14 protein-coding genes are annotated in these 12,257 nt (G+C 59.7%); 3 read left to right on the forward strand and 11 right to left on the reverse strand.

Annotated elements, in window-relative coordinates; all coding sequences use genetic code 11:
- The first annotated feature begins 54 nt into the window (after positions 1–54).
- Positions 55–330, forward strand: a complete 276-nt coding sequence (locus tag ACYZT3_RS16535) for a peptidylprolyl isomerase (RefSeq protein ID WP_007898282.1) — start codon at positions 55–57, stop codon at positions 328–330.
- 12 nt (positions 331–342) lie between these two features.
- Here ACYZT3_RS16535 and ACYZT3_RS16540 read toward each other — a convergent pair whose 3' ends face one another.
- The 8 genes from ACYZT3_RS16540 to ACYZT3_RS16575 all read right to left on the reverse strand — a co-directional run bounded on the left by ACYZT3_RS16540 (position 343) and on the right by ACYZT3_RS16575 (position 7,064).
- Positions 343–1,278 (reverse strand): sugar kinase, encoded by a 936-nt coding sequence (locus ACYZT3_RS16540; protein WP_282375927.1) that lies wholly within the window; start codon positions 1,276–1,278, stop codon positions 343–345.
- A gap of 160 nt (positions 1,279–1,438) precedes the next feature.
- Entirely contained in the window at positions 1,439–2,656 is a 1,218-nt protein-coding gene (locus tag ACYZT3_RS16545) for an amino acid deaminase (protein WP_462030311.1), read from the reverse strand.
- 39 nt (positions 2,657–2,695) lie between these two features.
- The gene (locus ACYZT3_RS16550; RefSeq protein ID WP_282375929.1) at positions 2,696–3,460 is read right to left on the reverse strand and encodes an IclR family transcriptional regulator; all 765 of its coding nucleotides are present in this window, start codon (positions 3,458–3,460) and stop codon (positions 2,696–2,698) included.
- A 161-nt stretch (positions 3,461–3,621) separates the two neighbouring features.
- Positions 3,622–4,011 (reverse strand): RidA family protein, encoded by a 390-nt coding sequence (locus tag ACYZT3_RS16555; RefSeq protein ID WP_462030312.1) that lies wholly within the window; start codon positions 4,009–4,011, stop codon positions 3,622–3,624.
- 30 nt (positions 4,012–4,041) lie between these two features.
- Entirely contained in the window at positions 4,042–4,833 is a 792-nt protein-coding gene (locus tag ACYZT3_RS16560; RefSeq protein WP_282375931.1) for an amino acid ABC transporter ATP-binding protein, read from the reverse strand.
- Positions 4,830–5,492, reverse strand: a complete 663-nt coding sequence (locus ACYZT3_RS16565) for an amino acid ABC transporter permease (RefSeq protein ID WP_282375932.1) — start codon at positions 5,490–5,492, stop codon at positions 4,830–4,832. The genes ACYZT3_RS16560 and ACYZT3_RS16565 overlap by 4 nt, the downstream gene beginning before the upstream one ends.
- An 8-nt stretch (positions 5,493–5,500) precedes the next feature.
- Positions 5,501–6,163 carry an amino acid ABC transporter permease gene (locus ACYZT3_RS16570; protein WP_282375933.1) on the reverse strand — a complete coding sequence of 221 codons (663 nt, stop codon included), beginning with the start codon at positions 6,161–6,163 and terminating at the stop codon, positions 5,501–5,503.
- Positions 6,164–6,215: 52 nt separating this feature from the next.
- Positions 6,216–7,064, reverse strand: coding sequence for a transporter substrate-binding domain-containing protein (locus ACYZT3_RS16575; RefSeq protein ID WP_282375934.1), 849 nt, complete (start codon positions 7,062–7,064; stop codon positions 6,216–6,218).
- A 366-nt stretch (positions 7,065–7,430) separates the two neighbouring features.
- Here ACYZT3_RS16575 and ACYZT3_RS16580 point away from each other — a divergent pair, with 366 nt between their 5' ends.
- Complete coding sequence (locus ACYZT3_RS16580) at positions 7,431–7,892, forward strand: YccF domain-containing protein (RefSeq protein WP_282375936.1); 462 nt, start codon at positions 7,431–7,433, stop codon at positions 7,890–7,892.
- A gap of 185 nt (positions 7,893–8,077) precedes the next feature.
- A complete protein-coding gene (locus tag ACYZT3_RS16585) occupies positions 8,078–8,509 on the forward strand; it encodes a thioredoxin family protein (RefSeq protein WP_282375937.1) in 432 nt (143 codons plus the stop codon).
- A 168-nt stretch (positions 8,510–8,677) separates the two neighbouring features.
- Here ACYZT3_RS16585 and ACYZT3_RS16590 read toward each other — a convergent pair whose 3' ends face one another.
- From ACYZT3_RS16590 to ACYZT3_RS16600, 3 genes are all read right to left on the reverse strand, one after another.
- A complete protein-coding gene (locus ACYZT3_RS16590) occupies positions 8,678–9,547 on the reverse strand; it encodes a LysR family transcriptional regulator (protein WP_462030313.1) in 870 nt (289 codons plus the stop codon).
- A gap of 380 nt (positions 9,548–9,927) precedes the next feature.
- The gene (locus ACYZT3_RS16595) at positions 9,928–11,574 is read right to left on the reverse strand and encodes a phospholipase D-like domain-containing protein (protein ID WP_462030314.1); all 1,647 of its coding nucleotides are present in this window, start codon (positions 11,572–11,574) and stop codon (positions 9,928–9,930) included.
- A gap of 25 nt (positions 11,575–11,599) precedes the next feature.
- Positions 11,600–12,256, reverse strand: coding sequence for a vWA domain-containing protein (locus ACYZT3_RS16600; RefSeq protein WP_462032386.1), 657 nt, complete (start codon positions 12,254–12,256; stop codon positions 11,600–11,602).
- Between the last annotated feature and the right edge of the window lies 1 nt (position 12,257).

Consider the following 12,257-nt stretch of genomic DNA (forward strand, 5'->3'; position numbering starts at 1 on the left):
ATCGCGCGCCCCCCGCTGGCACCAACATAGCCACCACCGTTGCAAGGTACTGCCATGAAAGCTCAAGCCCGCCATATTCTGGTGAAAACCTCGGAAGAAGCCGAACAGCTCAAACAACGCATCGCCAAGGGCGAAGCCTTCGATGTGCTGGCCAAGAAGTATTCCACCTGCCCGTCCGGCAAACGCGGCGGCGACCTCGGTGAAGTACGGCCCGGGCAGATGGTCGGGGTCATCGATGCCGTGATCTTCAAAAAACCACTGCGCGTGGTGCACGGGCCGATCAAGAGCAAGTTTGGTTATCACCTGGTGCAGGTGTTTTACCGGGATTGATGCATCGTGTTTTCAGTTTCGGGGGATCAGTGCCCCAGGCACCTGAATCACCCGACTCGCCAAACGATGCCCCGCTTCAGCAGCCTCAACCGGACTGCCGCCCTTGAGTCGACTGGCCAGATACGCCGCATTGAACGAATCCCCCGCCGCCGTGGTGTCCACCACTCGCTCAACGACCTGAGCCGGCACTTCGAACGACTCCCCGTCACAGCGAATCAGACACGCCTCGGCGCCACGCTTGAGTACCACTTCAGGCGTGCCGATCTGCTCGTAAGCAGCAAACACCGCCTCGCAATCGGAAAAATGAAACAGCGCCTGCTCGTCATCGACGGTCAGCAACGCCAGGTCGACAGAGGGCAGAACGCTGCGATAGGCCACTCGTGCCTCTTCAACCGACGCCCACAAACGTGGCCGGTAGTTGTTGTCGAACACGATCCGCGCATCCCGCTGCCGGGCTTCGATCAGGGTTTCCAGCAATTTCTCTCGCCCCTGCACACCGAGTACCGCCAGGGTGATGCCGCTGAAATACAGCACATCGTAATCCGGCAGTGCCGCCAGGATTGGCGCGGCGGCTGGGGTAGTAAAGCAATCACGGACGGCCGCTTCATTGCGCCAATAGAGAAAACGTCGCTCACCGGCGGCGTCAGTCTGGATGCAATACAAGCCGGGCAAGCGACCGGGCAAGCGCTGGACCCTGCTCAGCCCGATGTTTTCGTCGGCCCAGCTCTGGCACATGGCATCGCTGAAAGTATCGTCGCCCAGGGCGGTGACGTAATCCACCGTGCCGCCCTCGCCCAAGGCCCGGGACAGGTAGACCGCCGTGTTCAAGGTATCGCCACCGAAACTCTGTTGCAGGCTGCCGTCGGCGCGTTGCTGCAACTCGATCATGCACTCGCCGATCAGGGCGATGCGCGGGGTGTTGGGGCCGAGGGTGCTGATGGTGTTCATTAATTGAATTCTCATGTTGACCCGCTCACGACTGCTGCGCAGCCGGACGTAGCCTTCGGCAACCGCTACAAGTGCGTGGCGAACGCGCTTTATGTAGCAGCTGGCGAAGCCTGCGTTCGAGCGCGAAGCGGTCGCAAAACGGCCGGACGCGAATCAAACCCTAGAAACAGGTTTCCATGGTTTCGATGACGTTCAGTTGCTCATCCACCAGGCACCCGGTGCGCCACTTGTCGAACGTGAGGCACGGGTGCGAAGTACCAAAGGAAATAATGTCCCCCACCCGCAACTCAACCCCCGGCGCCACGGTCATGAACGCATGCTGGTCCATCACCGCCGTCACCTTGCAGGCGCTGACGTCATCGCCCGTCGCCGGCACTACACCGGCCTTGTAGCGCAACAACGGCACCGGCAGACCGGCGTCGTAGGCCACGTCGCGTTTACCCAGGGCGATCACCGCAAACCCCGGCTCCGGCAACGACTGTACATGCGCCCAGACTTCCAGCGCCGGGCGCAAGCCCTCGTGCAGATCACTGCGGCGGTCCAGCACGCAGCATTGCGCTTCTTTGTAGATGCCGTGATCGTGCGCCACATAGCTGCCGGGACGCAGCACACTGAGGAACCGCCCACCGGCGTTCTGCGCTTCGAATGATTCAGCGATCAGGTCGTACCAGGCCGAACCCGACGCAGTGATGATCGGCTTGGGAATGGCGAACGCCCCGCTGTCCTGCAGCTGCACAGCCAGGCGCACCAAAGAAGCAGCGAACGCACGGATGCCGCTCTCCGCGTGATCACCGTGAATCACCCCTTCGTAACCTTCGATCCCGGTCAGCGCCAGGGCCGGTTGCGCAGCGATGGCCTTGGCCAGCGCAACCACTTCCTCTTCCGTGCGGCAACCGCAACGACCGCCGACCACGCCGTACTCGACCATCACGTTCAAGCGCACACCGCGCGAGGCGAAATACGCGCCGAGGTCAGTGACGTTGTCCGGGTGATCGACCATGCAATGGAAGTCGAAAGCCGGATCGGCCAGCAGATCGGCGATCAGCGCCATGTTCGGCGTACCGACCAATTGGTTGGCCATCAGCACCCGATGCACGCCATGGGCGTAAGCCGCACGGGTTTGCGTGGCGCTGGCCAGGGTGATGCCCCAGGCACCGGCGTCCAGTTGGCGCTGAAACAGCGCCGGGGTCATGCTGGTTTTGCCGTGGGGCGCGAGCTCGGCACCGCTGTTGCTGACGAACGCCTGCATCCAGCGAATGTTGTGTTCCAGTGCTTCGCGGTGCAGCACCAGCGCCGGCAGGCTGACGTCGCGCACCAGGTTGGCGCCAGCGTGGGCGAAGCCCTTTTCCACGGTGGCAGTGTTTTTGGCAGAAGACATGGTCGAACTCCTCACATTCGCGGCCGCAGGCAGCCGCTGTTACTCGTTGATGCGACGGGCCAGGTTGTTGGCGCTGTCGATCAGCACCCGGCGATAGTCGTTGTAGTTGCTCTTGGCATCGGCCCGCGGGGCAACGATGCACAGGGTCGCAATGACCACGCCGTTCGGGTCTTTGACCGGGGCGGCGAAGCAATGGGTAAACGTGTCGGCGACGCTATCGAAAGAGAAGAACCCATCGATACCGGCCTGACGAATTTCCTGGAGAAACTGTGCAAGCGGCAGGCGCTCGCCGCTGGGCAGGATGAAGTCGTCGTGATCGATCAGGTCGACGATTTCCTGGTCGCTCAGGTGCGCCAGCAAGAGGCGCCCGGAAGCGGTCCAGGGAATCGGCGCGTTCTCGCCGATGTCCGAGGAAATGCGGAAATGCCGCTCGCCCTCTTTCATCAATGCCACGGTGTATTTGCGTCCGTTGAGCAGGCACATCTGCGCGGTTTCGCGGGTCTGGCTGACGATCTCCTGCAAGGCGTGACCGGCCTCGCGGGTCAGGTCGAAATGGCGCAAATGCGCCTGCCCGAGGAAGTACAGCTGACGGCCGAGGTAGACGTGACCGTCCTTGCCCACGGGCTCGAGAATCCGCCGGTCCAGCAGGGAGGCAACCAACTCGTAGACCGTGGATTTCGGGCTGCCAATGCCGCTGGCGATTTCGTTCGGGCGCAGAGGCTTGCCGACTTCCTTGAGGAAATCGAGGATATCGAACGCCCGGTCCAGACCGCGAGCCCGGCGCTTGATGGTGTCTTCGGTCATGTCTTCAGGTTCCCATTCAAAGTGCCGGGAGTTTACCGCCAATGATCGTTCCCACGCTCTGCGTGGGAATGCAGCCATGGACGCTCTGCGTCCAAAAAGCGAACGCGGAGCGTCCGGTGAGGCATTCCCACGCGGAGCGTGGGAACGATCAGCGGTGTTGGTCAGGCCTTTTTCTTGTACGCGACACAGTCAATCTCAACCTTGCAATCGACCATCATATTCGCCTGCACACACGCCCGCGCCGGTGCATGTTCGCTTTTGAAGTACTCGGAAAACACCTTGTTGAAACTCCAGAAATCCCGCGGATCTTCCAACCACACGCCGGCGCGCACCACGTCTTCGAGACCATAGCCGGCTTCTTCGAGAATCGCGATCAGGTTCTTCATGGTCTGGTGAGTCTGCTCGACGATGCCGCCCACTATGATTTCGCCATCCAGCGCAGGCACCTGGCCGGACACATGCAGCCAGCCATCGGCTTCAACGGCGCGGGCGAAAGGACGGGGTTGGCCGCCACCGGCGGTGCTGCCGGTGCCGTAACGAGTAATGTTCATGAGGGTTTCTCCTGATTGAATAGTGATAGGTCAAAAGCGCGTGTTCTTGAGAAATTCCGCCAGTCGTGGCGATTGCGGGCGTTCGAACAGTTCCTTGGGCGGCCCCTGCTCTTCGATCCGCCCCTGATTCATGAACACGATCTTGTCCGAGACTTCGAAGGCGAAGCGCATTTCGTGGGTGACCAGCAGCATGGTCATGCCGTCCTCGGCCAGGCCCTTGATCACGCTCAACACTTCGCCGACCAGTTCCGGATCGAGGGCCGAGGTCACTTCGTCGAACAGCATCAGGCTCGGGTTCATCGCAATCGCCCTGGCAATCGCCACGCGCTGCTGCTGACCACCGGACAACTGACCGGGGAAGTGATCGCGCCGTTCCAGCAAGCCGACCCGTTCCAGCCATTTTTCCGCGAGGGCAACCGCTTCATCCTTGTGCAGCTTTTTGACCTTGAGCAGACCGAGGGTGACGTTCTGCAACGCCGTGAGGTGCGGAAACAGGTTGAACTGCTGGAACGCCATGCCGGTCATGGCCCGATGCCGGGCGATGACTTTTTCCGGGTGACGCACGCGCTTGCCGTTGACCTCGTCATAACCGATGGACTCGCCATCGAGCATGATCTGCCCGCCCTGAAACTCTTCAAGCATGTTCACGCAACGCAGCAGCGTGGTCTTGCCCGAACCGCTGGAACCGATCAGCGTCACGACGTTGCCGCGCTGCATCGTCAGGTCAACACCCTTGAGCACTTCGAGCGGCCCGTATTGCTTGTGCAGCCCGCGGATGTCCAGCAGCGCCTGATTCTGTATCGAAACTTGAGGTTGAGTCATGGCAAGGCCACCCGCTTTTCAATGTGCCGGCCGAGTAATTCGATGGCGTAGTTGATGACGAAAAACAGCAATCCGGCGAACAGGTAAAACTCGAGGGTCATGAAGGTCCGAGCGATGATCTGCTGGGTGCTGAGCAGCAACTCAGCCACACCAATCACCGACAACAGCGTCGAAGCCTTGACGATCTCGGTGGACGAGTTGACCCAGGTCGGCAAGATCTGCCGCAGCGCCTGAGGCAACAGCACGTAGCCGAGCGATTGATAAAACGTCAGGCCGATGGCCTTGCTCGCTTCCATCTGACCGCTGGGCAGCGCTTGCAACGCGCCGCGAACAATCTCGGCGACATGGGAGCCGCAAAACAGCGTCAGCCCCAACGCGCCGGCCTGAAACGCACTGATCTGCCAGCCCAGCGCAGGCGCCATATAGAAGCAGGCGAGCACCAATACAAACACGGGCGTGCCGCGAATGATGTCGACGTAAAAACGAAACGGCGCGCGCATCCAGAACTTGCCGTACGTCAGCACCAGACCAGCGACGATGCCGACTATCGTGCCCAACAGAATGGCCAGGGCCGAAACCTGCACACTGGTCAGAAAGCCTTGCCACAGGACTTCCCGCGCCACCCATAACTCATGCAACCAACTAGGGGATTCGTACATGTGGCCTCCTATCGGCGAAGCGCCAGACGCTGCTCGAGGTAACGCAGCATCATGGCAATGAGGTAACAGGCCGCCACATAGAGCGCTGTGGTCACCATCCAGGTTTCAATCACCCGGTAGCTCTCGACATTGATCTTGCGCGCGTAATAAGTCAGCTCCGGCACGGCAATCGCAGCCGCCAGCGAGGTGTCCTTGAACAGCGAGATAAAATTGTTCGACAAGGCCGGCAGCACATTGCGCAGCATCACCGGCACGGTGACGTAGGCCTTGACCTGCCACTCGCCCAGACCGATTGCCAACCCGGCTTCACGTTGTCCCTTGGGAATGCTCAACAACCCGCCGCGGAACACTTCGGTCAGATAGGCCCCGGCATACAGCGACAGCGTGATGATGAACGACGGGATCTTGTCCAGTCGGATCCCCAGGCTCGGCAAGGCGAAGTAGATCAACAGAATCAACACCAGAATCGGCGTGTTACGGATGACCGTCACATACACCGACGCCAGCACCCGCAACGCGCGGTGCTTCGACAACAAAGCAAACGCCATCAGCAGGCCGATCACGCAGCCGATGGCGATCGACACCAGCGCCAGCTCAAGGCCCAGACCAAGCCCCGCCAGCAAGGTGTCGAAATCGCGCCACACGGCGGCAAAGTTCAACTGATAGTTCATGGTCAGCAGTACCTTGACCGGGGCGTTTTATGACCGCCCCGCTCTCACGGGATCATTTGAATTCGACGGGAAAACCGATGGCCGGGGTTGGGAGATCGACACCGAACCACTGCTTGAACGACGCCGCATAGGTCGGGAACTCAACGCCGCTCATGGCTTCATGCAGGGCGGTGTTGACGAAGTTCAACCAGTCTTGATCGCCGCGTTTGACGGCGCACGCGTAGGTTTGCGGGCTCCAGGCGTAAGCCGGGCTGCGATAGCGACCCTGGTTTTGCACCATCAGGTATTTCACCGACGATTGATCGGTGGCAGCGGCATCGGCGCGGCCGGAGTTCACCGCCTGATACATCAGGTCCACGCTGTCGTATTGATCGACCTTGGCTTTTGGCAACGCTTGATGCACCAACTCTTCGGCGTACACGTTCTGCAGCACCGCAACGGTGACGCTGTCGTTGGCGGCTTTGAGGTCATCGATTTCCTTGTACTTGCTGTTGGCCGGCAACAGCAGGGCGACACCTTCGCGGTAGTACGGCAGCGTGAACGCCACCTGCTGCGCACGACTGGCGGTGACGGTAATGAACTGACAGCTCATGTCGACCTTGTCGGTCAGCAAGTTGGGAATCCGCGCATCGGACGACTGCACCACGAACTCGACCTTGCTCGGGTCGTTGAACAACCCTTGGGCCACCATCCGCGCGATATCGATATCGAAACCCTGCAACTTGCCGTCCGCCCCCTGGAAGTGCCACGGCGCATTGGTACTGCCCGTGCCCACAATCAGTTTCCCGCGGGCCAGCACGCTATCGAGCTTGCTGTCCGCCGCCTGGGCCACGCCCATGGCAGCAGCCGAAGCCGCAAGAACAAAAACACACGCTTTAAACAAGGTAGGTCGGTGATGCATGGCAAGCACTCCAGGGTGTTGTTTATTCCGCTATACCGGACGTTGGTATGTAACAACGGAATAGACAGCAGAAAGTGTGCCACAGGTCGACGGTAAAATCACAAAGCAACTGAAATTCGAACTGAATCAACGGGATGCAAATGCACGAAAAAAACGTCTCCCAACACAGCACAGCGCGAGCGCTACCGAAGGCCACGGTCGATGGGTAATTGGGCACCAATCGAGGGCGAGTGAGCACCATGGGTGACACGAAAACCGACAGCCCGTGGCGGCACTCGCTTTTCACTGTTGTTACACGGCACCCTGAACCGCTAGCATATGGCCACCAGCCCACCACTCCGGTGGGCCAAAATAGGGACGTTTTACATGAGTGCGATCGGCAATTTTCTCTGGTTCATTCTTGGTGGTGTGGTCATGGGCCTCAGCTGGTGGCTGTTGGGCGTCCTGGCGTTTGTGACTGTCGTCGGTATCCCGTGGGGCCGCGCGTGCTTTGTCATCGGCACCTTTTCGTTTTTCCCGTTCGGCAAGGAAGCGGTCAATCGCAAGGACCTGTCGAACAAAGAAGACCTGGGTACCAGCGGCCTGGGTGTGGTCGGCAATGTGCTCTGGTTCCTGTTCGCTGGCGTCTGGCTGGCCATCGGTCATGTGATCTCGGCGCTACTGTGCTTTGTCACCATCATCGGCATTCCATTCGGCATCCAGCATTTAAAACTGGCCGGCATCGCCCTGGCGCCAATCGGCAAAACCATCGTCAGCAAGGACTTGGCCGCCGCTTCGCGCAAACTCAATGCCGAAGAAATGGCCATGAAACTGCGTCAGCCAACCTGATCACCTAGGGAAAGGCCGGCAAGTGATCGTTCCCACGCTCTGGGAGCGATCAAACAAAGTGAATCAAAAAGATGCGCAAAACACAGGCAACAGCGCTCTACCTGTAATTTCTGACAGTAGACTGATCGCGGCTGACTCCTTTACCGTCAACAGGCACTCGATGCACTGTGAAAAAGGAGATTTCAATGAGCTCGAAAATCGCTCGCGAAGCGCTGGCCCCGGTCTATCACAAGGCCCTGAACACCTGGCGCCCAGTGATTTTGTACTTCAGCAGTCAACATTGTCCCGCCTGTGAAATGGCCGGACCGATCTTTCGCCAGATCGCTGAACCGTATCGGCATCAGGCCCAAATCTACATGTTGAACACCAGCGAATCGCCTCGGCATCCGGACGTCACCGGTACACCCACCGTGCTGTTTTACAAGAATGGAAAGCTGCTGAAGAAGCTCAAGGGAATTGGCACTGAACAAACCCTGCAGGAAGACTTCGCCAGTCACATTGGCCAGGTGAAGCCCATGTACGCAGCACGGAAACAAGGCCATGACCTGGCGTGGCTGCGTCGAACGCTACGGACCCTGTGCACTGTACCTCGGGCACGCACGTTGATCGGGGTTTGAGAAATCTACTGGTTGACAGACCGCTATCGTCGGAACGCCGCCCGGAGCAAGGTCGCTCCCACATAGACCGTGTCTGTCCGCCCACCCCTTCAAGTCTAAACATACAAGCGAGCTTGATCGCGATGGATTCTTGAGATCAGCGAAAAACTAGAAGATCTATTTTTCCGTTCACTCACGATTTTTGACCTGCTCGATATACCGGACTACCGCCGCGGACTTCTCGAATCGCCGATGGACTAACGACAACCAGGAGCTCGCCTCACACCCTTTGATCGGCCGGTACAAGACACCGGGCAGACTGACATGCCCGACCACCGATTCCGGCACGACCGCCACGCCCTGCCCCAACGACACCAGCGCTATGACCGCCACCAGCCCGCCCGGTTGCGCCCCCAGTTTCGGCGTAAATCCACCCTCGGCGGCGACTTGCAAAGTGCCGCTGATTTGCTCCGGCAGGATGAACGTCTCGTTCAGCAAATGTTCCGGGACAATCTCTGGCAGACGGCACAGCCAGGACTCGGCAGGCACCGCCAGCACAAAACCTTCTGCATCCAGGCGAATGGCGTCCAGGCCGTCAGGCAGGGTCATGGGTGAGCGGACATAGCCAATGTCGAAACGCCCCTCGACCACCATCACCGGCAATGACGCCATGGGACTTTCCCGTACGTTCAGGCTGACGTCAGGACACTCGCGACTGAAGGATTGCACCTGTTTCTGCAGCAAACCCGAATACACCGCCGAAGCCACGTAACCCAGTTCGATATGGCCAATATCCCCGCGTCCGGCACGCTGTGCGTTGTACTGAGCGTATTCGAATTGCCGCACCGTCGCCTCGGCCTCGATCACCAGCGCGGCGCCGGCCTCGGTCAGGCTGACTTCACGTGTTTGGCGCACGAACAATCGCGTGCCGAGTTCGTTCTCCATGTCCTGAATCTGTCGAGTCAAGGTCGGCGGTGCGATACCGAGTTGTTCGGCGGCGCGGGTGAAGTTGCCTTGCCGGGCAACGGCCAGAAAATAGCGGAAATGGCGAATATCCATCGGTGCGTTAGCTCAAAGGTCATGAAGTGACAAGGCGTGCCTAACAAAGAAAGCACCAACCCGCGATAAGCTGCACTGTCTTTTACAGTAGAGAAACGCTGCCATGTCCGTCGAACACAAGGTGAGCCCGCGACTGACGTTACTCACAGCCTCAGGGAATGCGCTGTTCCTCGACACCGCGGGCGATCAAGGGTGTCGGTGCAGCATTGCTGCTGACCTCGGCCCTCGCCTCCATCGGCCACACGTTTCACGATGAAGTGGAACGAGCCAAGGCTCTGATGCGTAATCCAATCCCCGTCCCCTCGACTGCTACCGTCGGCGTTAAGGCTTAAACGACGCCAATACACGCTCGACATTCGCTACCAGCCCCGCGAGTGTGTTTACCGTCCGGAAAAACGCAATCTGGATAGCTGACGCAAATTCCCGTCGAGGTAATAGTCATCGGTCCAGCTGTCATCCGCCGCCAACGGCTGGACCTGTTTGAGCGCGAGTTTCTTGGCGAAATAACGAAAGCGGTAATGCTCGTAAAACCGCAGCAGCTCCAGACCATAACGGTCCGCCAGATCGGTATTGCCGCGAATGATCAAGTAGTTCTCGTCATTGCCATTGCTGGCCGCGGCACTGAGGTTATGGCTGCCGCTGATGATTGTCGGCGCATCGCTGGTGAAATCTGTCACCACGGCTTTGGTGTGCACCAGCAGGTTGCCCTTCTGGCCTTTCATGTTCTCTCTGAGCCAGCCTTCCAGCCCGGTGTTGAGCAGCGCGGTGGCGGCGAATTCGGCGGTGCGGTCGGCGTGGAAACCGGTGATCCGGCTGACGGTGTTTTGCAGACCGTAACGCAAAATGTCGTCGTGGGGCTGGCCGAGCAAGGCGTTCAGGATGTCGTCGGGCAAGGCGAACGCGGTGACGAACAGCACGTCCTTTTTCGCGGCGCTGATGATCTGGACAAACTCACCCAGATCCCCTTTGCCCGAGCGCGGTGAGAACCCGGCGAACATCGGTTGCAGCGGATCCATCGGGTTGTTTTGCGTGAGCCAGTTTCGGGTGGCGCCGACATCCGCCGGGTTAGCCCAGACCTGCTCGAAGGTGCGCAGATAGCTGGCGCTGACTCGCGTGTCGTCCAGCACATGCACCACGTTGGCCTGGCGGTAGACGCCGTTGGGCGTGAAATTGGTGCTGCCGCAAAGCACCGCTTCGGGCTGCCGCTGTCCCGCTGCGTCGAGCCGGCTCAGCAGCATGAATTTGTTGTGGAAGATGTTATGGGTGACCCGTCCGCGCTTGTTCTCTGCCGGGATGTTTTCCAGGCTGGCCTCGTTCATGGTGGTGTCTTCATCGTCCGGCTGGGCGTGATACAGCACGCGAACGTTTACCCCACGTGCAAACGCCGCATTGACGGCATCGACGATGGCCTGCAATTCATACTCGTAGATGGCAATGTCCAGCGCCCACTGGCCATCTACCGCACGTTCGATAAAACCCAGCAGACGCCCGAGCAAACCGTTTTCCAGCCATTGCCGCGGGGCATCCGGCCAGGCTTCGATGGGCAGGTTCTTGTTGGCGGTGATCAACGCGTCGAGCTCGGGAAATTTACGCTGGAACGCCTGGCTGGCGGCGACCGCACGGTTGAAGATCACGCTTTGGTTATTCGGCAGGCCATTGTCGGAGGTGACCGTCACTTCCAGAAACTCACCCAGTTGCGGCGCATCAACGGTGCCGTAGGCCAGGTGGATTCGGTAATGGATCGTCATCCCCGGATTGACCGCGTAATCGGCCCAGCGAAATTTCTGCAACGGCGCGATATCGCTGGGGGTGGCGTGAAACTGGGGAAACGTATGCACCTTACCGGGGAAGGTCAGCCTGTTGAACAGGAACAGCCAGGGCTTGGGGCCTTGCTGTTTTTCGATGGCGAAACCCAACAGGCCTTTGCGGCGGGGCTCGGCCAGGTCCATGGCCAACAGCACGCCATTGGTGCCGGCGTAGGCCTTGACGCGGAAATCATCCTGATGGTTTACAGCTAGAACACGCATGCTTCACTCCTGTGATTTTTTCGGCTCACGCCATATCATCGATATGTCGATACTCGGCCTGCAACTCGGCAGCCATCACCTTAGCCCGTCCAAGCCGAATCGGCCCGCGTTCGATGTCGATCAGCAGCCCCGGACAATCAAGCGCCGACAACCTTGACCAGTCCTTCAATCGGCCATCGGTGACCAACAACAATCGCTGCTGTTCCGCCGGAAAGCGTTTTTGCCGTGCTGTCAGCCATTGCCCCGCCTCTCCCAGCGCCGCCAGTAACGGCGTACCACCCCCCGCTCCCAGGCCATCAAGCCAGTTGCGTAAACCGGCGGAGGCTTTCAACCCTTGCACTTGCCATTTCGGTAGATTGCCACTGGCGGTCAGCAACGCCAGGCGCGCACGCTGGCGATAGGCCTCGTCGAACAGCTGCGCCAGCAAGCCCTTGGCATCGCTCAACGCTTGATGGCGGCGGGTCGAGGCCGAGGCGTCGACGATCACCAGCCACAGTTCGTGGGGCGAACGGGTGCGCAAGTGAAACAAGACATCGTCGCGATGGCGCGGGCGGCCATTCAGCAATGTGCCGGGCCAATTGATCGAGCCGTTACGTGCCGCGTGACGTTTACCCTGTTTGCCATTGTCCAGCCGTCCGGCGCGGAGTCTGGCATTCGCCCCCGCGTCAGATCGAGGGCGAATG

The organism is Pseudomonas sp. MDT1-16, from assembly GCF_054898115.1.

Excerpts from the sequence above, each read along its gene's own strand:
- ACYZT3_RS16535 (WP_007898282.1), top strand. The coding sequence starts at position 55 with ATGAAAGCTCAAGCCCGCCATATTCTGGTGAAAACCTCGGAAGAAGCC.
- ACYZT3_RS16540 (WP_282375927.1), bottom strand. The coding sequence starts at position 1,278 with ATGAACACCATCAGCACCCTCGGCCCCAACACCCCGCGCATCGCCCTG.
- ACYZT3_RS16545 (WP_462030311.1), bottom strand. The coding sequence starts at position 2,656 with ATGTCTTCTGCCAAAAACACTGCCACCGTGGAAAAGGGCTTCGCCCAC.
- ACYZT3_RS16550 (WP_282375929.1), bottom strand. The coding sequence starts at position 3,460 with ATGACCGAAGACACCATCAAGCGCCGGGCTCGCGGTCTGGACCGGGCG.
- ACYZT3_RS16555 (WP_462030312.1), bottom strand. The coding sequence starts at position 4,011 with ATGAACATTACTCGTTACGGCACCGGCAGCACCGCCGGTGGCGGCCAA.
- ACYZT3_RS16560 (WP_282375931.1), bottom strand. The coding sequence starts at position 4,833 with ATGACTCAACCTCAAGTTTCGATACAGAATCAGGCGCTGCTGGACATC.
- ACYZT3_RS16565 (WP_282375932.1), bottom strand. The coding sequence starts at position 5,492 with ATGTACGAATCCCCTAGTTGGTTGCATGAGTTATGGGTGGCGCGGGAA.
- ACYZT3_RS16570 (WP_282375933.1), bottom strand. The coding sequence starts at position 6,163 with ATGAACTATCAGTTGAACTTTGCCGCCGTGTGGCGCGATTTCGACACC.
- ACYZT3_RS16575 (WP_282375934.1), bottom strand. The coding sequence starts at position 7,064 with ATGCATCACCGACCTACCTTGTTTAAAGCGTGTGTTTTTGTTCTTGCG.
- ACYZT3_RS16580 (WP_282375936.1), top strand. The coding sequence starts at position 7,431 with ATGAGTGCGATCGGCAATTTTCTCTGGTTCATTCTTGGTGGTGTGGTC.
- ACYZT3_RS16585 (WP_282375937.1), top strand. The coding sequence starts at position 8,078 with ATGAGCTCGAAAATCGCTCGCGAAGCGCTGGCCCCGGTCTATCACAAG.
- ACYZT3_RS16590 (WP_462030313.1), bottom strand. The coding sequence starts at position 9,547 with ATGGATATTCGCCATTTCCGCTATTTTCTGGCCGTTGCCCGGCAAGGC.
- ACYZT3_RS16595 (WP_462030314.1), bottom strand. The coding sequence starts at position 11,574 with ATGCGTGTTCTAGCTGTAAACCATCAGGATGATTTCCGCGTCAAGGCC.